General features: G+C 44.5%; 22 protein-coding genes and 1 tRNA gene. 17 read left to right on the forward strand and 6 right to left on the reverse strand.

The genetic code is table 11. The annotated features are described in order from the left end of the window. The first annotated feature begins 234 nt into the window (after positions 1 to 234). The gene (locus AC27EZ_RS10325) at positions 235 to 1,446 is read left to right on the forward strand and encodes an MFS transporter (RefSeq protein WP_487135284.1); all 1,212 of its coding nucleotides are present in this window, start codon (positions 235 to 237) and stop codon (positions 1,444 to 1,446) included. Positions 1,447 to 1,534: 88 nt separating this feature from the next. Here AC27EZ_RS10325 and gloA2 read toward each other — a convergent pair whose 3' ends face one another. Together gloA2 and AC27EZ_RS10335 are read right to left on the reverse strand one after the other, a co-directional pair. Beyond that, complete coding sequence (gloA2, locus tag AC27EZ_RS10330; protein ID WP_487135251.1) at positions 1,535 to 1,918, reverse strand: SMU1112c/YaeR family gloxylase I-like metalloprotein; 384 nt, start codon at positions 1,916 to 1,918, stop codon at positions 1,535 to 1,537. A 44-nt stretch (positions 1,919 to 1,962) separates the two neighbouring features. Next, the gene (locus AC27EZ_RS10335; RefSeq protein WP_487135252.1) at positions 1,963 to 2,913 is read right to left on the reverse strand and encodes an aldo/keto reductase; all 951 of its coding nucleotides are present in this window, start codon (positions 2,911 to 2,913) and stop codon (positions 1,963 to 1,965) included. Between the two features lie 126 nt (positions 2,914 to 3,039). Here AC27EZ_RS10335 and AC27EZ_RS10340 point away from each other — a divergent pair, with 126 nt between their 5' ends. The 6 genes from AC27EZ_RS10340 (at position 3,040) to AC27EZ_RS10365 (ending at position 8,393) form a co-directional block, all read left to right on the forward strand. Beyond that, the gene (locus AC27EZ_RS10340; protein ID WP_487135253.1) at positions 3,040 to 3,573 is read left to right on the forward strand and encodes a lipocalin family protein; all 534 of its coding nucleotides are present in this window, start codon (positions 3,040 to 3,042) and stop codon (positions 3,571 to 3,573) included. A gap of 100 nt (positions 3,574 to 3,673) precedes the next feature. Beyond that, positions 3,674 to 4,231 (forward strand): PhnA domain-containing protein, encoded by a 558-nt coding sequence (locus tag AC27EZ_RS10345; protein WP_487135254.1) that lies wholly within the window; start codon positions 3,674 to 3,676, stop codon positions 4,229 to 4,231. A 30-nt stretch (positions 4,232 to 4,261) separates the two neighbouring features. Further along, positions 4,262 to 5,311, forward strand: coding sequence for a dihydroorotase (gene pyrC / locus AC27EZ_RS10350; RefSeq protein ID WP_487135255.1), 1,050 nt, complete (start codon positions 4,262 to 4,264; stop codon positions 5,309 to 5,311). Continuing rightward, a complete protein-coding gene (locus AC27EZ_RS10355) occupies positions 5,278 to 6,585 on the forward strand; it encodes a substrate-binding periplasmic protein (RefSeq protein WP_487135256.1) in 1,308 nt (435 codons plus the stop codon). The genes pyrC and AC27EZ_RS10355 overlap by 34 nt, the downstream gene beginning before the upstream one ends. Continuing rightward, positions 6,585 to 7,964, forward strand: coding sequence for an ATP-dependent RNA helicase DbpA (gene dbpA, locus AC27EZ_RS10360; RefSeq protein WP_487135257.1), 1,380 nt, complete (start codon positions 6,585 to 6,587; stop codon positions 7,962 to 7,964). Before AC27EZ_RS10355 ends, dbpA begins: the two co-directional genes overlap by 1 nt. A 27-nt stretch (positions 7,965 to 7,991) precedes the next feature. Next, positions 7,992 to 8,393: an ACT domain-containing protein gene (locus AC27EZ_RS10365; RefSeq protein WP_487135258.1), complete on the forward strand. Its 402-nt coding sequence runs from the start codon at positions 7,992 to 7,994 to the stop codon at positions 8,391 to 8,393. On the opposite strand, the gene AC27EZ_RS10370 is transcribed toward AC27EZ_RS10365, so the two are convergent. Both AC27EZ_RS10370 and AC27EZ_RS10375 read right to left on the reverse strand, forming a co-directional pair. Then, positions 8,370 to 9,044, reverse strand: coding sequence for a lysoplasmalogenase (locus AC27EZ_RS10370; protein WP_487135259.1), 675 nt, complete (start codon positions 9,042 to 9,044; stop codon positions 8,370 to 8,372). The genes AC27EZ_RS10365 and AC27EZ_RS10370 overlap by 24 nt on opposite strands. A gap of 71 nt (positions 9,045 to 9,115) precedes the next feature. Next, entirely contained in the window at positions 9,116 to 11,182 is a 2,067-nt protein-coding gene (locus AC27EZ_RS10375) for a M13 family metallopeptidase (protein WP_487135260.1), read from the reverse strand. A gap of 206 nt (positions 11,183 to 11,388) precedes the next feature. Here AC27EZ_RS10375 and AC27EZ_RS10380 point away from each other — a divergent pair, with 206 nt between their 5' ends. The 5 genes from AC27EZ_RS10380 (at position 11,389) to nusG (ending at position 15,205) form a co-directional block, all read left to right on the forward strand. After that, a complete protein-coding gene (locus AC27EZ_RS10380; protein ID WP_487135261.1) occupies positions 11,389 to 12,000 on the forward strand; it encodes an RraA family protein in 612 nt (203 codons plus the stop codon). Positions 12,001 to 12,111: 111 nt separating this feature from the next. Continuing rightward, complete coding sequence (locus AC27EZ_RS10385) at positions 12,112 to 13,953, forward strand: ABC transporter ATP-binding protein (RefSeq protein WP_487135262.1); 1,842 nt, start codon at positions 12,112 to 12,114, stop codon at positions 13,951 to 13,953. A gap of 181 nt (positions 13,954 to 14,134) precedes the next feature. Continuing rightward, positions 14,135 to 14,211, forward strand: a tRNA-Trp gene (locus AC27EZ_RS10390). Positions 14,212 to 14,274: 63 nt separating this feature from the next. Beyond that, positions 14,275 to 14,652 (forward strand): preprotein translocase subunit SecE, encoded by a 378-nt coding sequence (gene secE / locus AC27EZ_RS10395; protein ID WP_421132703.1) that lies wholly within the window; start codon positions 14,275 to 14,277, stop codon positions 14,650 to 14,652. Positions 14,653 to 14,656: 4 nt separating this feature from the next. Beyond that, a complete protein-coding gene (gene nusG, locus AC27EZ_RS10400; protein WP_421132702.1) occupies positions 14,657 to 15,205 on the forward strand; it encodes a transcription termination/antitermination protein NusG in 549 nt (182 codons plus the stop codon). A gap of 625 nt (positions 15,206 to 15,830) precedes the next feature. On the opposite strand, the gene AC27EZ_RS10405 is transcribed toward nusG, so the two are convergent. After that, positions 15,831 to 16,079 carry a hypothetical protein gene (locus tag AC27EZ_RS10405; protein ID WP_487135263.1) on the reverse strand — a complete coding sequence of 83 codons (249 nt, stop codon included), beginning with the start codon at positions 16,077 to 16,079 and terminating at the stop codon, positions 15,831 to 15,833. Positions 16,080 to 16,092: 13 nt separating this feature from the next. After that, positions 16,093 to 16,272, reverse strand: a complete 180-nt coding sequence (locus AC27EZ_RS10410; protein WP_487135264.1) for a bacteriocin — start codon at positions 16,270 to 16,272, stop codon at positions 16,093 to 16,095. 240 nt (positions 16,273 to 16,512) lie between these two features. Here AC27EZ_RS10410 and rplK point away from each other — a divergent pair, with 240 nt between their 5' ends. From rplK to rpoB, 5 genes are all read left to right on the forward strand, one after another. Beyond that, positions 16,513 to 16,941 (forward strand): 50S ribosomal protein L11, encoded by a 429-nt coding sequence (rplK, locus tag AC27EZ_RS10415; RefSeq protein WP_487135265.1) that lies wholly within the window; start codon positions 16,513 to 16,515, stop codon positions 16,939 to 16,941. 4 nt (positions 16,942 to 16,945) lie between these two features. Continuing rightward, positions 16,946 to 17,641 carry a 50S ribosomal protein L1 gene (rplA, locus tag AC27EZ_RS10420; protein ID WP_487135266.1) on the forward strand — a complete coding sequence of 232 codons (696 nt, stop codon included), beginning with the start codon at positions 16,946 to 16,948 and terminating at the stop codon, positions 17,639 to 17,641. Positions 17,642 to 17,943: 302 nt separating this feature from the next. Next, entirely contained in the window at positions 17,944 to 18,462 is a 519-nt protein-coding gene (gene rplJ / locus AC27EZ_RS10425) for a 50S ribosomal protein L10 (RefSeq protein WP_487135267.1), read from the forward strand. A 57-nt stretch (positions 18,463 to 18,519) separates the two neighbouring features. After that, positions 18,520 to 18,894: a 50S ribosomal protein L7/L12 gene (rplL, locus tag AC27EZ_RS10430; RefSeq protein ID WP_487135268.1), complete on the forward strand. Its 375-nt coding sequence runs from the start codon at positions 18,520 to 18,522 to the stop codon at positions 18,892 to 18,894. A gap of 324 nt (positions 18,895 to 19,218) precedes the next feature. After that, positions 19,219 to 23,247: a DNA-directed RNA polymerase subunit beta gene (gene rpoB / locus AC27EZ_RS10435; protein ID WP_487135269.1), complete on the forward strand. Its 4,029-nt coding sequence runs from the start codon at positions 19,219 to 19,221 to the stop codon at positions 23,245 to 23,247. Positions 23,248 to 23,274: the final 27 nt, after the last annotated feature.

Here is a 23,274-nt window from a genome sequence, read left to right on the forward strand (position 1 = left end):
TTAAATAACAAGTTTACATAGATTTTAAATTCTGTTAACTTTTATCTTAAACGATTAAGTTTATTTTACAAATAATATCAAAATTATTTTCATCTGTATTTATAGTCTTAAGTCGAATACTCGTTTCGCCCTAAGTAATACCAGTATGAAATTAGCCAATATGCACTTATGCCGAGACTATTTATGACCAATCAAGAACCAAACAGTAGAGTAATACGTTGGTTGACCTACCTTATGTTTATGATGTTTGCGATGACATCAGACTCGATAGGTGAAATCATCAAAGAAGTTAAGGTCGCTTTTTCAGTGACCAACGCTCAAGCAAGCTTAATGCACTCGTTACCTATGCTTGGAATTGCCCTCTCTGGGCTGTTTCTGGGGTTTCTCGCTGATAAGTTGGGACGAAAGCCTACCATTATCATTGGCTTGGCACTTTTTGGCGTGGCCTGTTACAGCTTTATGGTTGCCAATGACTTTATACTTATCGTCAGTCTTATGACGCTATCAGGTGTTGCGGTTGGTATCTTCAAAACCGGCGCATTAGCGCTTATCGGTGATATATCAACATCAACAAAACAACATACGTCTACCATGAACGGAGCCGAAGCTTTCTTTGGTGTTGGTGCTATTATTGGCCCCCTTATTGTTGCATACCTTATACACATTGGGGTGGCATGGCAGTGGTTGTACGTGATAGCAGGTGGTGTTTGTACATTACTTATAGTCGGTGCACTCTTTGTAAAATATCCAACTTATTCGAAAGAGTCTGGCGCCAGTGCTGAAAAGGTATCCTTGCTAAAAAGCTTGGCGTTAATTAAAAACCCTTACGCGTTTGGTTTTTCTGTCGGCGCGTTTCTTTATGTTGCGGCTGAAAGTGCTATTTATGTTTGGATGCCTAGCTATTTAGTGTGCGATGCGACGACGCTTCGTGCTACGTATGACTGTTACAGTGAGGGCGTGACACAAACGCTGGCTATCTACTCGGTCACCGCATTCTTTATTTTGCGCGCAGCAGGGCGGTTTGTAGGTATTTGGATGATGTCTCATTTTAATTGGGCATTGGTCCTTATGTTATTTAGTGGAGCCATTGTTGTGTGTTTTGCTCTTGGGCTTTGGGGTGGCAAACAGGTCGCGCTATATCTCTTTCCGCTAACGGGTATATTTATGTCCGTGATTTACCCTACATTTAATTCAAAAGGAATAAGCTGTTTTCCTAAACACCAACATGGCAGTGTTGCCGGTGTCATATTATTTTTCACTGCTGCAGGTGCAGCGGCTGGACCATTTATTATGGGCGTAGTGAGTGACGCCAATGGCGGTGACGCAAAATATGGCTTTATGGTTGCCACTGTGTTCGCCGCAATATTATTTGCTGGGCTTACCTATAACTATTTGAAAAACCCAACCCAAAAGCGGTTGGAAGAGATTGAAGCAAGCGAATATTAATCGCAATCGCACCCTATAAAAGAGCAGGCCTTGCCTGCTTTTTTTGTACCGCAATGGTGTGTTGAAAGCCACTGCACTTACCGAGCGTTCATTGCTCGTAAAGCTCAAGCGGTAACCCATCGGGGTCTTGAAAAAAGGTGAACCGCTTATTGGTATAAGGGTCGATCCTAATATCTTCACACACCACGTTATTATCTGCCAATGTCGCGACCACGATATCAATATTTTCTACCTTGAAGGCAAGGTGCCTTAATCCCTGAGCTTCGGGGTTTGAGATACGAGGAGGTGCGCCAGGGAAGGAGAACAGCTCTATTCTACTGCCGTCTGGTAACGACAAGTCGCATTTATATGAGTCTCTTTCAGAACGGTAATTCTCATCGATAATGCTAAACCCTAATATATCGGTATAAAATGTTTTAGATATCTTGTAGTTACTACAAATTATCGCTACATGATGGAATCCGTTTAACATCTACATTTCCTCATTAAAAATTGGTTCTGATATGAAAAGCGTGCTTACGGCACCTCTTGTCCCATCGCAGCTTCTAGAAGGGCATACCAATGCTCTCTGGAAAGCGTAATGTCTTCTGCTTTTTGACAAGCGCGCAAACGTTCAATATTGGTGGTGCCAAGCACAGGTTGAATGTGAGCTGGATGACGCATTAACCATGCTAATACAATCGCCTCAGGTGTAGTTGCATAATCACCCGCAAGTTTTTGTACCAATTTTATAGTAGTTTCATCTGTACTGTTTTGCGACGTGGCTCCAGTATATTTTCCTTGAGCCAAGCTTCCCCATGCTTGCAGCTGAATATTATTTTTCATACAGTATTCAAGGGTACCAGGCGCATACCCCATTGACCTATTGGCAATACTGTTTGTTGTCATGCCGTCTTCAATCCAGTCGCGAAACCCTAGGCTCATCTCAAGTTGATTGACAATGACGGGCGACTGAAGCGCTGATTGTAGATAATCAATTTGATGGGCATGCATATTCGACACCCCAATGTGCTCTATTTTACCTTGTTGCATAAGCGATTCTATCGTGAGCGTAACTTCTTCAAGTTCCATAAGCGGATCGGGGCGATGCAACAATAAAATATCGAGTTGTTCTATATTCAATCTTTGCAGAATTCCGTCTACGGAATCACTAATCCATTTTGCAGAAAAGTCGTAACGCTTTGGTCCTAAATCATCTTCAAAACGTATGGCACATTTAGATTGTAGAACCATTTTTTCTCGCCATTGGGGCGATTGCTTAAGAACAGCACCAAAAGCGGCTTCAGCTTTACTGAACGTGTAAATGTCGGCGTGATCAAACACGGTAATACCTAGCGATAACGCTTCTTCAACAATATGATAAGCATTGAGGATATCTTCGCGACTAACCGGTGTCGCGTTCCAGCCTCCTCCAAGGCCCATACAGCCGTAGACTAAACGACTGGCATGAGGAAAATATGACTGCATAGTGTGCTCCAGTAAGTAAAAACGAAGATAATACGTATCGATTAAGAGCCTATCAGCGTTTTTGCTCAATTTATAGAGGCCATAACGAGAAAGGCGGTACCACATTAATAACTGGCGAGGATTAATATGAAAAACGGAATTATTTATTTATATGCAATGCTGCTCATGACACTAACAGCCTGCACTGGCGTGCCCGAAAATGTGTCTCCCGTAACTAACTTTGATGCTGAAAAATATGCAGGTAAGTGGTACGAAATCGCAAGATTCGATCATCGATTTGAGGATGGGCTGTCCAACGTAACCGCAACCTATACCCTGCGTGATGACGGCGGTATTGACGTTGTTAATCGCGGGTTCTCTGAGCAAGACGGTGAATGGGATGAAGCCAAAGGAAAGGCATTCTTCGTAAAAGATAACACGACGGGACACCTAAAAGTTTCATTTTTTGGCCCATTTTACGCCAGCTATGTGGTGATGGCCTTAGACAAAGAAGCGTATCAGTACGCGCTTGTAACAGGCCCCGACAAAGATTATTTATGGATTTTGGCGCGAGAAAAGGAACTCTCTGATGCCGTTCAAAGCAAGCTATTAGCGATTGCAAATCAGCACGGTTATGACACAGATAAATTCATTTGGGTCTCCCATCGTCCACCTAATTAAACGCGATGGATATGACGCGTTGTTTCGTGCGCTGCAGCCTAATAGTTTGCAGTAAATATGATATACTGTGGCTCAATAAATGTGCATGGAAATAGATTAAGTGCTGCAAGAAAGTGTAAAAAACCGCGCGGGTAACGCGTGTGAGGTGTGTAAAAGTACAAACGGGCTAGACGTCTTCTTTGTGCCTGAGTCGCCCGATGAAACTGCTCAAAGTGCCATACTAGCATGTGAAACGTGTGTAGCGCAGATAACGGGCAGCGACGAACTAAACGCCACCCATTTACGCTGTTTGAATGACGCCGTATGGTCACCCACGCCTGCGGTGCAAGTAGTGAGTTATCGATTGCTACACAAGCTTAGCGCCGAAGGTTGGGCCCAAGACCTGCTGGATATGGTGTACTTAGATGATGATACAAAACAGTGGGCTGAAGCAGGTCTTATTGAGCAAGATGCGACACTAGACTGCAACGGAACTCCCCTGCATGCTGGCGATAATGTACACTTAACGAAAGACCTCAATGTTAAGGGGGCAAACTTCACCGCCAAGCGAGGCACCCCTGTTCGTGGTATTAGTTTAAGTAGTAATCCTTTGCATATCGAGGGAAAGGTAAACGGTACCCGCATTGTAATTATTGCAGCGTACACCAAAAAATCTTAAGTATACGAAACATTATAGAGACTACAGGCTATGCAAACTCTTACGATTAGAACACCCGATGATTGGCATTTACACTTTCGTGACAACGAAATGCTGGCTGAAACCGTTCCCGCGACTGCCCGTTGCTTTCAGCGTGCTATCGTTATGCCTAATTTAGTACCGCCGGTAGTCAATGCAGAGATGGCAATTGCCTATAAGCAGAGAATAAAAGCAGCAAGGCCAAAGGGCAGTACGTTTGAACCTTTGATGACGTTATTTCTTACCAATACGACATCAGCGAAAGATATTGCGGACGCCAAAGCAGCAGGGGTCACTGCATGTAAGCTATACCCTGCGGGCGCAACCACAAACTCAGACGCGGCGGTGAAAGGTATCGAAGCACTCTATCCTGTTTTTGAAGCCATGCAAGCACATGGGCTGTTACTATTGATCCACGGCGAAGTCACAGAAAGCCACATCGATATTTTCGACAGAGAGAAGGTGTTTATTGATACGCATCTTGCGCCAATTGTCGCCGCTTTCCCTGAACTTAAGATTGTGTTCGAACATATTACGACGGCAGATGCCGCATCGTTTGTCAGCGACGCTAATGACAATGTAGGTGCAACCATTACACCACAACATTTATTGTTGAATCGAAACGATTTATTAGTAGGTGGTGTGCGTCCGCACAATTACTGCCTTCCTGTTTTAAAGCGCAATACGCACCAACAAGCGCTTAGAAAAATGGTTGCCTCTGGTAACAAGAAGTTCTTCTTAGGCACAGATTCGGCCCCCCATGCCAAGCATAAGAAAGAAAATGCGTGCGGCTGTGCCGGTTGTTACAGTGCGTGGTCAGCGATAGAATTGTACGCAGAAGTGTTTGAGCAACTAGGTGTATTGGATAAGCTCGAAGGCTTTGCAAGTGATTTCGGTGCGGACTTCTACGGATTGCCGCGTAATACAACGACAATTACACTCGCCAAGGAAACATGGACGGTCCCTGAGCATGTATCTTTAGCAGACGGTACCGATATGGTTCCGTTCTTTGCAGGGCAGACGCTTCAATGGAAACTACAACACGCTTTCCAAGCTCGGTAATTTATTTGCTGTTGTGCTTTTACGCCATGCTTACGTATGACGTAAAAGCCGACGAGCCGTTATTATTGCAAGTAGATATGCAGTTAATGCCGGCTGATTTACCGGTAACGGGCACCGAGTATGCAAAAAACTTACTGACAGATATTTCTGTCTTAGCGGGCTATTCACGTATTGCGTTTACTTCTGCATCGAGTGATCCTGGCGTTGTTTCTAACATTACCTCTGTTGTTGTGCGCACGCCGCAAAATGAAAATGACTACTATTGGGTAACCCCCCTCATTGCATTGCCTTGCGATGAGGGCGTGCAAATTTGCTCAATGTCACGGTCTAAAAACGGGTCATCTCTGCGTCTCATTTATGCGGCGATGTCAAAAAACACTGACCAACAGGATAGTGCAGAAGCCCTATCGCTCGTCGCGACAAATTACAAAATATCGGAGGCGTTCCAAAAAAACAAACAAGCCTTTGATTCTCACTCGGTAAAAGGTGAGACAATATTCAAATTCGGCATAGTAGGAATTGGCGTTGATTTGAACGCCGATATGTCTGACCTATGGGTGATTTCTGACTTAGTGCCTCTATTTAGTGAGCTTACCGAACGCGGAGAACTAAAAGGGATTGCGGCTGATTTTGTCAAAGATGTATTGGATGATGTTGGGATGTCATCAACCATTCTTTTTGCTCCTTGGCTGCGTATTGCCAAAGAAGCTGAAAGCAAGCCTAACGTATTGGTTTTTTCAATTGTTATGACGCCTGAAAGAGATAGCATCTTTCATTGGATATCACCTATTTCACGCAATTTACATGGCATTTTTGGCTCTCAGGGTAAGCGATATGACAATATTCACGCCATTCCAAAGGACAAATACATAGGCGTGCTTACAAACGACTATCGTTATGAAGTTGCAAAAAACGCAAAACTACGCGTAAACAGTTACAATAGCTGGCAAGAGGTTGTGTCAGCGTTGCTAGATGGGGAAGTAGACTTTATTTTTGCTTCTCAAGGCGCCATTGATTTTGGCTGCAGCGGCACTGAGCAACAATGCAAAGCCATAAAACTTGTCGCGCCTTATCGAGCGACATCAGCCTATTTAGCACTATCAAAACAAGATACTTCATTGTTGGTTGTGGAAAGACTTAAACTCGCATCAGCAAAAATTAAACAAGACACTGCATTCAAGCTGAAGTTGGAAGAATGGAGTCGCAGTGTGTATTCACAGCACCAAGTAGTACACCACATTGAAGATGGTGTCGTGCATCTTTGGGAAAAGTAATGACAATTGAAACAATTAAGCACCTCAACATTCAACCGGCTATTGTAAAGGCGCTTGATACACAAGGTATTTTCACGCTATCACCTATTCAGCAACAGTCGCTACCTATTGCTTTAACAGGCAAAGACATAATAGGGCAAGCTCAAACAGGAAGTGGTAAAACCCTGTGTTTTGTTATCCCTGCGTTAGAAACTATCGACCCTACGCGTTTTGTTACACAAGTGGTTATATTGTGCCCAACCCGCGAGTTGGCAGATCAGGTAGCACAACAATGCAGAAATGCAGCGAAGCAAATTGGCAATATCAAAGTGTTAACGCTTTGTGGCGGGCAACCTATGGGGCCACAAATTCAGTCATTAAAGCATGGTGCACAGATTATTGTTGGTACGCCTGGTCGCATCATGGACCACGTAGAACGACGTCGTCTTGATTTGTCAGCCGTAAAGCTTCGTGTATTAGATGAAGCAGACCGTATGTTAGATATGGGGTTTGAAGATGCCCTCGATGTTATTTTCTCTCCAATGCCGAAAAAAATACAAACCCTCTTGTTCTCGGCAACCTTTACCGAACAGATTGAGCGAGTTGCGAAACAATTTTTGACCTCTCCAGAAATATGTAAAGTAGAGTCTACCGCCAGTAAGCCGTCTATTACGCAACTTGGTTTCAGCGTGTTGCCGCATACGCGTATCCAAGCGTTAAAAGCAGTACTAACACACTATCAACCAAAAAATGCCATTGTGTTTTGTAACCGTCGGGTTCAAGTACAAGAAGTGGTAGAAGAATTAGTTGAGGAAGGGTTTAGTGCAGCTGGGCTGCAAGGTGATATGGAACAGCACGATAGAACGTCAGTATTAATGCAATTTGCCAGTGATGCTTTACAAGTATTGGTAGCAACGGACGTTGCTGCGCGAGGGCTGGATATCGATGACATCGCATTAGTAATAAACTATACCGTAAGCGAAGAGCCTGAGACACATATTCACCGTATTGGACGCACTGCAAGAGCAGGAGCCGACGGCACTGCGATTACCTTGGTCAGTGAAGAGGAAGAGCATTTCTTAAGAAAAATAGAAGTGCTACAAGACAGCGACATAGAACTAAAAGGTGCACAAGGTTTACGCTTTCACAAAAATCGCATCACGTTGCCTGAATTTTCATGTATTTCATTAAGTGCCGGCAAAAAAGAAAAACTTCGTCCTGGTGACTTAGTGGGTGCGTTAACGAAAGATGCCGGTATACCGGGTGATGATGTAGGTAAAATCGCCGTTCAAAATAGTAAGAGTTTTGTGGCGGTAAAAACACGAAGCGTTAAGCGTGCAATGACACTTTTCCGAGATGGAAAAATTAAAGGCAAGCGTGTTCGAGCTCGTAAGCTTTAAACGTTAAAATAGCGAAAAAGGATTGTGATGGGCGGTATTACTGACTTGTCTTACTTACTGAAAAATCTTACTCCGGTTTTGAGTAGTGAAGAGTATGTATTTGTCAGTCTGTCGCCTCATCAGGTCACCGCTTCCCTAGCCGACAACGCGCTTGCAATGTTCAAGGAAGAAGAGGGAGTCACGCTCATTTTAGAGAAACATGCAGCGCTTTGGGCCGACTTGGTGTTTGAGGGGGCATATAAATGTATTACCTGCAAAGTGCATTCAAGCCTAGATGCTGTTGGTATGACAGCCGCGATGAGCGCGGCGTTAACGCATGCAGGAATAAGCGCGAATGTGGTTGCGGCCTATTATCATGACCATATTTTCGTCCCATCACATAAAGCTGAATTGGCTATAGAGGCATTATTGGTGCTTGGTAAAGCGTGAAGGCACTGTATTGGCTAAGCCATAAATAATCAGTAATTGCGCCACATAGTAGGTACTCATGACCGCCACACTGGCGTAAGCAACCGGACCATTGAACAGGTTATAGGCCAATGCGGCGTCTGATAGCAAAAAGCTGACGACACCAACCTGAGTTAGTGGTGGCATGCGAAGCATAAACGCGCTTAATCCCATACCCGTAATAATACATAAGTACGCCGCCACCGGTACAAGCAGGCTGCCAGTACTAGGCAAAATAATCACGCCCATCGCAAGTGCGAACCCAGCAATGCCCAATAACGGTAAAACTGTTAGCTTTTGTTGCCCTGTATGATCCCCTTGCGATTCATTATTCGATTTCTTTAATAATAAAAATGCTCCAATGTATAAACAATGCGCTATAAAAAAGCTTGTCAGGCCATATGTGAAGCTGTGTTCAATAGGCAGTGCCAACAAGATGTCTCCACTACCACTGGCAAATATAGCGCCGCAAAGTAGCATGGATAGCTTTCGCGACAATACCCCTGATGCTGGCAGCAATAACAGTAAAATAGGTATTACTTTGATTAGCCATTGAAACGGGTAAGGAGAGTATGAAAGCGACGCAATATAAAGCGTACTAGTACATAGATAGGTAATGACAAGTGCTGGCATAAACGGTTCTCGTTGTCAGGTACAAAAAAGGCGACAGGTTAGTGTCGCCTTTTGCTACTAAAATGTCACTGTTACCAGATTTTTACGCGCTCTTCTGGCGGTAGGTAAAGCGCATCTTCTTTAGTTACGTCGAAGGCTTGATAGAATTCAGGAACATTTCTTACTGCGCCATTCGTACGGAATTGCGTAGGCGAGTGAGAATCTGTTTGAATTTGCGTACGTAACGCTTCATCACGGTATTTACTTGCCCATACTTGACCATAACCGATGAATACACGTTGGTCGCCGGTAAAACCGTCTAATTCAGGCGATTTTTCGCCATCAAGCGAGAGATGGTAGGCTTTTAGCGCTATGCTAATACCGCCTAAATCGCCGATGTTTTCGCCTAGCGTATATTCACCATTAACGAATAAGTCGGGTAATACCTCAAACGCATTGTACTGCTGAATTAAGTTACCTGTGCGGGCTTCAAACTCAGCACGATCTTCATCTTTCCACCAGTTTCTTAATACACCGTCGCCATCAAATGTTGAACCAGTGTCATCGAAACCGTGGCCAATCTCATGACCAATAACCGCCCCAATGCCACCGTAATTCACTGCGTCTTCTGCATTCATATCAAAAAATGGCGGCTGAAGAATAGCCGCTGGGAATACAATTTCATTCAGAGGTGGATTGTAATAGGCGTTAACGGTTTGTGGTGTCATACCCCATTCGTGCGTCCATACTGGGCCGCCTTGTTTCTTAAGTGTCTCAGCGTACAACACATCAGCTGAGCGCTTAATGTTGTTAAATAAACTGCTTGCATCAACGGTAAGCGCTGAGTAGTCGCGCCACTGGTCAGGGTAACCAATCTTAACCGTAAACTTAGACAGTTTATCAAGGGCTTGTGCACGTGTTTCTTCTGTCATCCAGTCAAGCTCTTCAATGCTTTGTTTATAAGCAAGTAAGAGGTTATTTACCATTTCCATCATGCGATCTTTGGCTTCAGGCGGGAAGTGTTGTTTAACATATACTTTCCCGATGAGCTCGCCCACATGAGCATTAGCAAGGTTTACCGCACGTCGCCACTGTGGCTGTTGTTCTTCAACGCCGCGCAGCACTTTACTGTAAAACTCAAAATTAGCGGTATCAAGTGCTTCGTTTAGACGACTTGCCGACGCATTCAATAGTCCCCATTGTAAGAACGTTTTCCAGTCTTCCAGCGACGTTTCACTGATAATGCCATCGATGGATGTCATAAAGTCTTTTTGTAGAATGCCGATGTTCGAAAGACTTGTCATTTCAGCTGCGCCTAAAAAAGCACTCCAGTCGAAATTAGGCATCAATTCATTGAGCTCTTCTATCGATAGCTTATTGTAATTAGCTGCGAAATTACGTGCGGCTTCTTTCGACATGTGAACGTTGGCAATTTTGGTTTCGAGTTCGAAAAGCATTTTTGCACTGTCAGCGGGGGCATCAAATCCTGCTAAAATAAACATTTTTTCAATGTGTGCCACATAAGCGTCGCGGATTTTTTGCGAGGCTTCGTCATCTTTGAAGTAGTAGTCACGATCAGGTAGCCCTAAGCCACTTTGCCACGTGTAGATGAGATATTCTTGTGGTGATTTCAAGTCAGGGTATTGCGCAAGGCTAAATGGCGTACCGAAACCATACCGAGATGCATAAGCGAAATAGGCCGCGAGTTCTGAGTAGCTATCGATGCTACTGATTTTTTCTAGCTCAGGCGTTAATGGGGTTGTGCCCAGTGCGTTACGCGTTTCCATGTCCATGTAAGCGCGATAGAAATCACCCACTTTCTGCTCATCACTTCCTGCTTTAAAGTCACCTTCGGCAGAAGACTTAATAATATCCATGACGTGGTCTTGTGCTTCATCACGAAGGATTACAAACGAACCGTAGCTCGATTTATCTGCTGGAATATCGGTATTGTCTAACCATTTACCGTTTACATAGCGGAAGAAGTCGTCACCGGGGTCGACAGACAAATCCATGTTTGCTTTAATCACGCCTGACGTCATGGCCTGTTTTTGCATTACTTCACTGCTAGCCTGCGTTTGCGATTCGTTTGTTGTGCTTTGTGGGCTACATGCGGTAAGCGCGAGCGCAACACTCAAACTCAATACATTCTTTAACATGGATTGCGATTCCTCTTTGATGTCATTGTACGCCTGCACTCTTACGCGCGACGCGTTGTTATAGTGAATTTTTATCACGCCATAACCATTAGAAAAAGGACTTATAGTGAAAATACATAGGTTGTAACAACTTTGTGCTAGCAAGTTGGTTATAGTAATCACTGAAGGTTGTATAAATTAAACGCACTTAACGTAAGGACAATGCTATGCCCAATTTTGATGAAGTATCACCTTGTGATTATGCTGACGCCTTGCCAAGGGAGCAGTTTATTGATTATGGAATTAAACCCTTGTGGAGCAAAATGCCTCGAATAGCAGGGCCCGCATTTACAGTTAAGTGTGCCCCTGGTGACCATCTTATGTTGCATGCTGCAATTTACAGGGCGAAAGCGGGCGACATTATCGTCGTAGAGGCTGATGATACATTTGCTGTTGCAGGTGGGAACGTGTGCGCAATTGCCAAATCAAGAGGAATAAAGGGCTTTGTCATTGACGGTGTCATTCGAGACCTAGCTGAAACGCGCGAAAACCAATTTCCCGTCTTTGCGCGTGGTGTGATACCCAAACCTGGTGCAAAGCGTTGTATCAGCCCGCTTAACCAGCCAATTACGTGCGGCGGGGTTAGGGTCGAGGCTGGCGATATAGTTGTAGCAGATGAAGAGGGGATTGCCGTGATCCCGCAACAACAAGCCTTACGCGCCTACGACATTGCAAAGGCGCGTGCGACGAAAGATGCATCAATGACATTGGAACAATGGCAATCGCAGCATCACGAGAAAGTGGAGGAAATACTCTCAACACTCGGCTTTTTGGAATAACTATTCGCAAAAACGACTGAGAACATTAAGGATGTTTTACGTATCTATTGAACACTTCGTGTAGAATCGCGTATTCAAAATTCTATTGCCTGAATAACGCGAGTTTGCTTAATGTTTTCATTCTTCGAACGGCTCACACAGCCTTTCCCCGACAGTGCACCCACACAACCGCCAAAGGGGCTTGTTGCCTTTTGTAAGTACTATACGCAAGGTATGTGGGGCGTTGTATTCACTGTCTCGCTATTGAGTGCCATCGTGGCGATGTTAGAAGTTGCCCTTTTTGGTTTTTTAGGGCAAATGGTTGATTGGTTTTCTGAGCAAAACCGTGACACGTTCTTGGACGACCAAAAGTGGACATTGATAGGCATGGGCGGCACGGTGCTTATCTTAATACCGCTTTTTATTTTACTGCGCTCACTCTTTTCTCGTCAGTCGCTAATGGGAAATTATCCTATGCGCGTACGGTGGCAGGCTCACCGTTATTTGTTGGGGCAAAGCCTCACCTTTTTTCACAATGAATTTGCGGGGCGGGTAGCTACCAAGGTCATGCAGACCGCACTTTCTGTGCGTGAAACAGTTACAAAAATCCTCGACTTACTCGTGTACATCAGCGTGTATTTCATTTCTATGGTGGTGCTTATTTTTAGTACCGACTGGCGCTTGGCGTTACCACTGGTTATCTGGTTTTTTGTGTATATTGCGATACTAAGGGTGTTGGTACCAAAGCTAAAAGTTGTCTCGCAACGCCAGGCTGATGCACGCTCTATGATGACAGGACGCATTGTCGATAGCTACACCAACATTACAACGGTAAAGCTCTTTTCTCATAGCCGTCGTGAGGCAGATTATGCGAAAGAGAGTATGGATGGCTTTCTTAAAACCGTGTATCCGCAAATGCGCTTGGTTACGGTGTTAGAATTTTGCGTTGAAATAGCCAATGCGATACTTATTTTCGCCGTAGGTGCGCTGTCTATTTTCCTGTGGCTAGAAAGCATCGCCACGCCGGGCGATATCGCCATTGCGATTAGTTTGTGCCTCCGTCTAAACGGTATGTCGCATTGGGTAATGTGGGAAGTATCCGGTTTATTTGAAAACTTAGGTACCGTACAAGATGGCATGAACACCCTTGCGCAGCCTATTGCTGTACAAAATGTTGATAATGCGTCAGACCTCAAAGTGAGTGGCGGTGCCATTCAGTTTGACGATATAAATTTCGCCTATCACGGCGCAAACGATCAACTAATTAATGTTTTCAGCAACCTCCAACTTTCAATACAAGCGGGAGAAAAGGTTGGGCTGGTTGGGCGTTCCGGCGCTGGCAAGTCAACATTGGTGAATTTACTGATGCGTTTCTACGACACGCAATCAGGCCGTATCATTATTGATGGTCAGGATATTACCGAGGTCGACCAGGAAACCCTACGGGCCAAAATAAGCATGGTGACTCAGGATACCTCGCTCATGCATCGTTCGGTTAGAGACAATATCTTGTATGGAAGAACTGATGCAACCGAAGACGATATGATACGCGCCGCAAAGCAAGCCGAAGCACATGATTTTATCCTTACGCTTACAGACAGTGAGGGGCGTACCGGGTACGACGCGCACGTCGGTGAACGGGGCGTTAAACTCTCTGGAGGCCAACGCCAGCGAGTTGCTATTGCACGTGTGTTACTGAAAGATGCGCCCGTATTAGTGTTAGACGAAGCAACGTCCGCGTTAGATTCAGAAGTAGAAGCTGCCATTCAAGCATGTTTAGATAAAGTGATGGAAGGCAAAACAGTACTTGCCATTGCACATCGCTTATCAACGATTGCGCAAATGGATAGGCTTCTTGTGCTAGACAGAGGTACCATCGTCGAGCAGGGAACGCATGCAGAGCTTATTGCACAAGAAGGCATTTATGCCAAGTTATGGGCCCATCAAACGGGTGGTTTCATTGGTGTTGAATAAACACATATTTTGAATGTGACGTGGCACAAAGATAGGAAAGGGACAAGATAAAGCGCTTGTAAGTTGGAAGTGGTTAAGTATAATACGCCTCCCTCCCTTGCGATACCGCACTTTCCTAAGAAAAGACGCACACTTCACAAGGGCAGTGTAAGTAAATTTTGATGTACAAATAAAACACCACAGGGGTGTAGTTCGAATTGGTAGAACAGCGGTCTCCAAAACCGATGGTTGGGGGTTCGAGTCCCTCCACCCCTGCCAAATATTAGTGCTTGCGTACTTTGTGCGTGAGTGATGACGACGCTGTAGTGCTAGGATCGTGACATGAGCGAAAAAACGGAAAATCAGTCCAATGCATTGGACATGTTTAAATGGGTAGTAGTTTTCGCCCTGCTTGCTGGTTTGGTAACAGCCAACACAGTATATGGTGAAATTTCGGTACTATATCGCGCTATTGCTGCGGTAGTAGTCGTAGTGTTAGCTGGGTTTATTGCGGCGTCGACTGAGAAAGGTAGTACGTTCTTAAGCTTTGCCAAAGAGTCTCGCACAGAAGTGCGCAAGGTGGTTTGGCCTACACGTCAAGAAACAAATCAAACTACTCTCATTGTATTAGCGGCCACATTAGTGATGGCACTAATCCTTTGGGGTTTAGACGGCATTATTGTTCGTGTCGTTGGCTTTATTACTGGAATAGGAGCGTAAGCGTATGTCTGAAGAAGAAGTAAAGAAAAGATGGTACGTAGTACAAGCATATTCTCAGTATGAAGCGCGCGTTAAAAAAACGCTGCTTGAATACATTAAAATGCATAACATGGAAGAGCATTTCGGCCAGATTTTGGTACCTACTGAAGAAGTCGTTGAAATGCGTGCTGGTCAGAAGCGTAAATCTGAGCGTAAATTCTACCCAGGTTATGTATTGGTAGAAATGGCGATGAACGAAGATTCATGGCACTTAGTGAAAAGTGTACCACGTGTTCTTGGTTTCATTGGTGGTACTTCAGATCGCCCAATGCCAATTACGCAAAAAGAAGCTGATGCTATCTTGAATCGTCTTGAAGAAAACGTTGATAAGCCAAGACCAAAAACGTTGTTCGAGCCAGGCGAAGTGGTTCGCGTTACCGACGGTCCATTTGCAGACTTCAACGGTGTGGTAGAAGAAGTCGACTACGAAAAGAGCCGCGTAAAAGTGTCGGTACTTATCTTCGGTCGTTCTACACCGGTAGATCTAGAATTTGGTCAGGTAGAAAAAGGCTAGACTTCTATAAATATCCGAAAAAAGACGGTTTGACCGTCTTTTTTTATATCTGGAACTCGGGGGCACGATTGGCAATGTACGTTCATTTGAACGTTAAATTACGAACAACATGGCTAGCAGCATCGAGGTAAAAACAAATAAATACTGCAAAATGTGGCCATAACATTGTGCAAATCTCTTGGTATCAGCACACGACGCCCAAAAACCTACTCTGCAAAACTTTTTTAGCGCGTAGTTAACTAACCCTGTCCCAAAAAACCATATTAAAAATGCTGTCACTGCGACTACTCTTTATAACTTATTCGATTCTTTTCAAGAAGGGTATAAAGCCAGATTGAAACTCCGACAGCGGCAATAACCACGAGCCATTTATAGCTCTGATTTACGACCCCCCCAATAGTGAGTGTTGTGATAAATGAAAAAGTGGATACTACTACCTGCTTAATTTTTTTCGTGTCGAGTTTGCTAGTTTTAAGCTTGGGCCTAAGCAAAAGAACCCAAAAAATAATTCCAATGCAAACTTGATGGAATAAAAGTAATAGGTGGTTATTTGCAATAAACGCACTAAAAGAAAAAAGGCCCAACATGGCACATGCCATGTAAAGCCTTGCTAACGGTGTTAATTTCACTTACTCATCCAACGTTTCATTGTAATCTGATATTGCATCGGCTGCTCCAACAATAGTACCGACACCAGTTCCGATAGGCCGCCTAATAGTGCACTGAAAGGGCCAGCATAAGCACCAAGTGCAGCACCTATACCTGCACCTGTAGCAGCGCCTTCCAAACCTCCTTCAAAAGCGGCTTGTGAAATATTGCCTCCAGAGACAGTGTCGATTTGCTCTTCGGTGAGTACTAACGGATTATTCATCATCAGTAAAATACTCCTAAGCAGCGCCTGTAGCAATTGCGCCTACAGCAACAGGAAAGGTCACAGTAAATCCGACTGCTACCGCAAAGCCAACGCCAGTCGCTCCAATGCCGCCACCAGTTAAGCCTCCGGAGGCAACTTCCGAGCCCTCACCACCTGAAACTTGGCTCAGTTCTTCTTGTGTGAGTAACTCCATTTATATTTCTCCAAATTTGATGTTTCGTCTATATGTTTGCGTGTTAACGCGTTAAAAACTTTGACCTATTCCAAAAAGAAAAAATACTGACCTTTCGATGGTTTTTTATTCTAAATAGCCCTTGCATAGTAATTAGTCACCTTATATAATGCGCGCCCTTTTAAACGGAAACGGGAAGCCGATTGAGCAAATATTCTCTGTATTTGCGAGGCGTCAGACCCAAACAAGAGAGCATTTAAAATGGCTAAAAAAGTAAGCGGTATTATCAAGCTTCAGGTTGCAGCTGGCGCTGCTAACCCAAGTCCACCAGTTGGTCCTGCACTAGGTCAACACGGTGTAAACATCATGGAATTCTGTAAGGCTTTCAATGCGAAAACTGATAGCCTTGAGAAAGGCGCTCCAGTACCTGTAGAAATTACAGTATACGAAGATCGCTCTTTCACATTCGAAACTAAAACTCCTCCTGCATCTTATTTGCTTAAGAAAGCAGCTGGCATCAAGAGCGGTTCTGGCCGTCCTAACACTGAGAAAGTGGGTAAAGTTACTCGCGCTCAGCTGGAAGAAATTGCTAACGCAAAAGAGCCAGACTTAACTGCTGCTGACTTAGATGCAGCGGTACGCACTATCGCGGGTTCTGCTCGCTCAATGGGCTTGAACGTAGAGGACTAATCGAATGGCTAAATTAACAAAACGCGCTCGTCTCGTTCGTGAGAAAGTAGAAGCGACAAAAGAATACGAAATTAATGAAGCCGTTGCTCTTCTTAAAGAGTTAGCAACTGCTAAGTTTGCTGAAAGCATCGACGTTGCAGTTAATCTTGGTATTGACGCTAAGAAATCTGACCAAAACGTTCGTGGTGCAACTGTACTTCCAAACGGAACAGGTAAAGACGTTCGTGTTGCTGTGTTTACACAGGGCGCAAACGCTGAAGCAGCGAAAGAAGCGGGTGCAGACATCGTTGGTATGGATGACCTTGCTGAGCAAGTTAAGAAAGGCGAAATGAACTTTGACGTTGTAGTTGCTAGCCCAGACGCGATGCGTGTTGTTGGTCAACTAGGTCAAATCTTAGGCCCACGTGGTCTTATGCCTAACCCTAAAACGGGTACAGTAACGCCAGACGTTGCGACTGCGGTTAAGAACGCAAAAGCGGGTCAGGTTCGTTACCGTAACGATAAGAACGGTATTATCCATGCTAGCATTGGTAAGATCGCGTTCGAAGCAAACCAAATTCAAGAAAACCTTGAAGCACTACTAGAAGCATTGAAGAAAGCGAAGCCTTCTTCTGCTAAAGGTACTTATATCAAGAAGATCAGCCTAAGCACCACTATGGGCGCTGGCGTATCTCTAGATAAAGCTTCAGTAGGTTTGTAATACCCTACCGGGGCAACTCGGTTTCTCTGTAAAGGTAATGGGTTGGAGTAGTCAATACAGCAGTGCTGATTGGCCACTCCCGTCCAAGACCGCAGGTGCGATGTGGTGATAGAGGTAAGAGAACTATCACATTAAACATATCGCTTAATAGAACAACCTGCGCAGACGGTGGTTTGACTCAGACTCTCTGGGGAAACAAACACCGTAGAGCGGTATCATCAATTATGTTGATATCAATCTGTGAACCCTGATGGCGTGAACAGGAAACTGTAAACAAAGTCAGATACAAAGAGGTGAACTCAGTGGCACTAGGTTTAGCAGCAAAAAAAGAGATCGTAGCAGAAGTTTCTGAAGTTGCGTCTCGCGCTCTATCCGTTGCCGTTGCTGAATACCGTGGGATGGAAGTTGCAGAACTGACTGACCTACGCGTTAAAGCTCGTGAGCAAGGCGTATACCTTAAGGTTATACGTAATACTCTAGCTAAACGTGCGTTGGCAGACAGCAAGTTTGCAGACTTAGATAGCGCCCTTACAGGCCAGCTTATCTACGGCTTTTCAATTGATGCACCTGGCGGTGCAGCTCGTCTTTTCAAAGACTTTGCAAAGCAAAACGATAAGCTAAATGTAACAGCGTTGTCTATTGGTGGTGGTCTACTTGGTCCAGAGAAATTGGACGCAGTTGCTTCACTTCCTACTCGCGACGAAGCACTTGCAAGACTACTTGCAACCTTCAAAGCACCAGTTGGGAAATTCGTTCAAACAATCAACGAAGTTCCTGGCAAGTTTGTGCGCGTATTGGCGGCGATCAAAGACGAGAAGTAATTTCCGTTTTTGGCATATTGATTTTTTTAACATTAAAACCCCAGGAGTTTAGACCACATGGCTCTAACTAAAGAAGATATTTTAAACGCGATTGCTGAAATGCCAGTTATGGAATTGGTTGAGCTTATCGAAGCAGCTGAAGAAAAATTCAACGTATCTGCTGCAGCTGTTGCTGTTGCAGGTCCTGCTGCAGGCGGTGAAGCTGCTGCTGCTGAAGAACAAACTGAATTTGACGTTGTAATGACTTCATTCGGCGCAAACAAAGTTGCAGTTATCAAAGCAGTTCGTGGCGCAACTGGCCTAGGTCTTAAAGAAGCTAAAGAAGTAGTTGAATCTGCTCCTAAAGCTATCAAAGAAGGCGTAAGCAAAGAAGAAGCTGAAGCACTTAAGAAAGAGCTTGAAGAAGCCGGTGCTGAAGTTGAAGTTAAGTAATCTAATTTGATTAGATTATTTGCCTGAGACGGCAAGGCTGGTGGTTTTTTGAACCACCAGCCTTTTTGCGCTGTATAGTGTGTAGAATCTTACCCTTGTCTACATTACGTAATGCGCATATCGGTGAAAAAATAAATGCATAAAAATCCAACAAGTTAACTAATAATTGGTTAAATTTTGTTGTATGCTATTTGGATCACCCGAAATAGGGTTGTGGAAGTTTGTTGCTTAATGCGTCATTTAAAGCGTAGCTCTTAGCCCGTCGCACGCGTTTTAAAGTATTTAGCAGCAGGTTGGGTCATAAATCAGCAGGCTGAGGAACCCATGGTTTACTCTTATAGCGAAAAGAAACGTATCCGTAAGGATTTTGGCAAACGCCCACAGGTACTGGAAATCCCGTATCTTCTTTCAATTCAGCTTGATTCTTTCAAAAAGTTCATTGAGATCGACGCCGATGCTCAATACGGCTTGGAAGCAGCATTTCGTTCCGTTTTTCCAATTAAAAGTTACTCAGGTAATTCAGAGCTTCAATATGTAAGCTATCGCCTGGGAGAGCCAGTTTTTGACGTGAAAGAATGTCAAATTCGCGGTGTAACTTTCTCTGCTCCGTTAAGAGTAAAACTACGGTTAGTATTGTTTGACAAAGACGCAGCCCCAGGTACCGTAAAAGATATTAAAGAACAAGAAGTGTACATGGGTGAAATTCCATTGATGACAGAGAACGGTACGTTCGTTATCAACGGAACAGAGCGCGTTATTGTATCTCAGTTACACCGTTCACCTGGTGTGTTCTTTGATCACGATAAAGGCAAAACTCACTCGTCTGGTAAAGTGCTTTATAATGCACGTGTTATTCCATACCGTGGTTCGTGGTTAGATTTTGAATTTGACCCGAAAGATAACTTGTTCGTACGTATCGACCGTCGTCGTAAGCTACCTGCAACTATCATCTTACGCGCGCTAGAGATGACGTCAGAGGAAATCCTCGACACGTTCTTCGAAAAAGTTAGCATCCGTATCGACAAAGATAAGTTGATGATGGAAGTAGTTCCAGACCGTTTACGCGGTGAAACTGCTCAGTTTGATATCATCGACGGTGACGGTAACGTTGTTGTGGAATCTGGTCGTCGTATTTCTGCTCGTCATACCCGCGCTTTAGAAAAAGCTGGATTGTCTGAACTAGAAGTACCAGCAGATTACCTGATCGGCCGTGTATTCGCTGCGACATACGTAAACGAAGACACAGGCGAAGTGATTGTAAGTGCGAATGACGAACTTACTCTTGAAAACCTTGCGGCGCTAAGCCAAGCGGGTATCAAAGAGTTCGAAACACTTTACATCAACGAACTAGACCACGGTTCTTACATATCAGATACGTTGCGTATTGATTCTTCAACTAACCGCCTTGAAGCGTTAGTTGAAATTTATCGCATGATGCGTCCTGGTGAACCACCGACAAAAGACGCGGCAGAAACGTTGTTTGAAAACTTGTTCTTCTCAGAAGAGCGTTACGACTTGTCATCTGTTGGTCGTATGAAGTTTAACCGTCGCTTAGGTCGTGAAGAGCTTATTGGTTCTGGTACGCTGGACAAAGAAGACATCGTGTCGGTAATGAAGCAGCTTATTACGATTCGTGACGGTAAAGACGAAGTTGATGATATCGATCACCTTGGTAACCGTCGTATTCGTTCAGTTGGTGAAATGGCTGAAAACCAATTCCGTGTTGGTTTAGTGCGTGTAGAACGTGCCGTTAAAGAGCGCCTAAGTTTAGGTGATCTCGATAACATCATGCCTCAAGATCTTATTAACGCTAAGCCGATTTCGGCAGCGGTTAAAGAGTTCTTCGGTTCATCACAGCTATCTCAGTTCATGGACCAAAACAACCCGCTATCAGAAGTAACGCATAAGCGTCGTATTTCTGCATTAGGCCCGGGTGGTCTTACACGTGAACGTGCAGGCTTTGAGGTTCGAGACGTACACCCGACTCACTACGGTCGTCTGTGTCCAATCGAAACACCGGAAGGCCCGAACATCGGTCTTATTAACTCATTGGCGAGCTTTGCCCGCACCAATGATTTCGGTTTCCTTGAAACGCCATTCCGTCGCATTGTCGATGGTATTGTTAGCGAAGAAATTGACTACCTATCAGCAATCGAAGAAGGCCAGTACGCAATCGCTCAGGCGAATATTGCATTGACCGAAGCCGGTGAGCTCGTTGACGACCTTATACCTTGTCGTCACCGCGGTGAAACGACCTTGATGCCAAAAGAAGACATCAAATACATGGACGTGTCACCTCAGCAAATCGTTTCAATTGCTGCAAGCATTATCCCGTTCCTAGAACACGATGATGCTAACCGTGCACTTATGGGTGCAAACATGCAACGTCAAGCAGTACCTACATTGCGCGCTGATAAGCCGCTTGTTGGTACCGGTATGGAAAGAACTATCGCGGTAGACTCGGGTGTAACCGTAGTTGCTAAACGTGGTGGTGTTGTTGACTATGTTGACGCTAGCCGTATCGTTATTAAAGTAGCTGAAGAAGAAATGCTTCCTGGTGAAGCAGGTATCGACATCTACAACTTGACAAAATACACACGTTCAAACCAAAACACGTGTATCAATCAACGTCCAACGTGTAATGTTGGCGACCCGATTGTTGCAGGTGACGTGCTAGGCGATGGTCCTTCGACAGACCTTGGTGACCTTGCACTTGGTCAGAACATGCGTATCGCGTTCATGCCTTGGAATGGTTATAACTTCGAGGATTCAATCCTTATCTCTGAGCGCGTAGCTCAGGAAGACCGTTTCACGACTATTCATATTCAAGAACTTAGTTGTATTGCTCGTGATACCAAGCTTGGGCCAGAAGAAATTTCTTCTGATATCCCAAATGTTGGTGAGTCAGCACTAGGTAAACTTGATGAGTCAGGCGTTGTGTATATCGGTGCTGAAGTAAAAGGCGGCGATATCCTAGTAGGTAAAGTGACACCTAAAGGTGAAACCCAACTTACGCCAGAAGAAAAACTATTAAGAGCTATCTTCGGTGAAAAAGCGTCTGACGTAAAAGATACGTCACTACGTGTGCCTAACTCTGTTCACGGTACGGTTATTGACGTTCAAGTCTTTACTCGTGACGGTGTTGAGAAAGATAAACGTGCGCTAGAAATTGAAGATATGCAGCTTCGTCAAGTTAAGAAAGACCTGACTGACGAGTTCGAGATTCTTGCAGACGGTATTTTTGCTCGTGCACAAAACGGATTACTTCGTGCTGGTGTTGATCAAGCTAAGCTTGACAGCCTGCCACGTGAGAAGTGGTTTGAAATTGCACTAAGTGATGAAGATGCACAGCTAGAACTTGATCAAATCGCTGAACAGCACGCTGAGATTAAAGCCGCTTTCGATAAGAAGTTCGAAGGCAAGCGTCGTAAGATTACGCAAGGCGATGATCTAGCACCAGGCGTTCTTAAGATTGTTAAGGTTTACCTAGCGGTTAAACGTCACATCCAGCCAGGTGATAAAATGGCCGGACGTCACGGTAACAAAGGTGTTATCTCAACTATCCAGCCTGTTGAAGACATGCCATACGATGAAAACGGTACGCCGGTAGACATCGTTCTTAACCCACTAGGTGTACCGTCTCGTATGAACATCGGTCAGATCCTAGAAACTCACATGGGTATGGCAGCGCACGGTCTTGGTGTGAAAATAGATCGTATGCTTAAAGAACATGAAGAAATGCAGAAACTGCGTAGCTTCTTGAAAGAAGTATATGAACTAGGTGAAAGTCACCAAGAAGTTGATATCGATAACTTCACCGATCATGAAGTGAAGCGCCTTGCAGAGAACCTGCGTAAAGGTGTACCGATCGCAACGCCTGTGTTTGATGGTGCTCGTGAATCTGAAATCAAAGAAATGCTGAAGCTTGCTGATATTCCAGAAAGCGGTCAGATTACTTTGTTCGACGGTCGTACTGGTAACGCATTTGAGCGTCCTGTAACGGTTGGTTACATGTACATGTTGAAACTGAACCACTTAGTAGACGATAAGATGCACGCGCGTTCTACCGGTTCTTACAGCCTTGTTACACAGCAACCTCTTGGTGGTAAAGCACAGTTTGGTGGCCAGCGCTTCGGTGAGATGGAAGTATGGGCACTTGAAGCATACGGTGCTGCATATACCCTTCAGGAAATGCTTACTGTTAAGTCAGATGACGTTAACGGCCGTACCAAGATGTACAAGAACATCGTCGATGGCGACCACAGAATGGAGCCTGGCATGCCAGAATCCTTCAACGTATTACTTAAAGAAATTCGCTCGTTGGGTATCAACATCGAGCTTGAAGAAAAGTAAAACGGCAATCGCTGCGTAATGTTATGA

It is taken from the genome of Alteromonas sp. 4NH20-0056 (assembly GCF_057539655.1).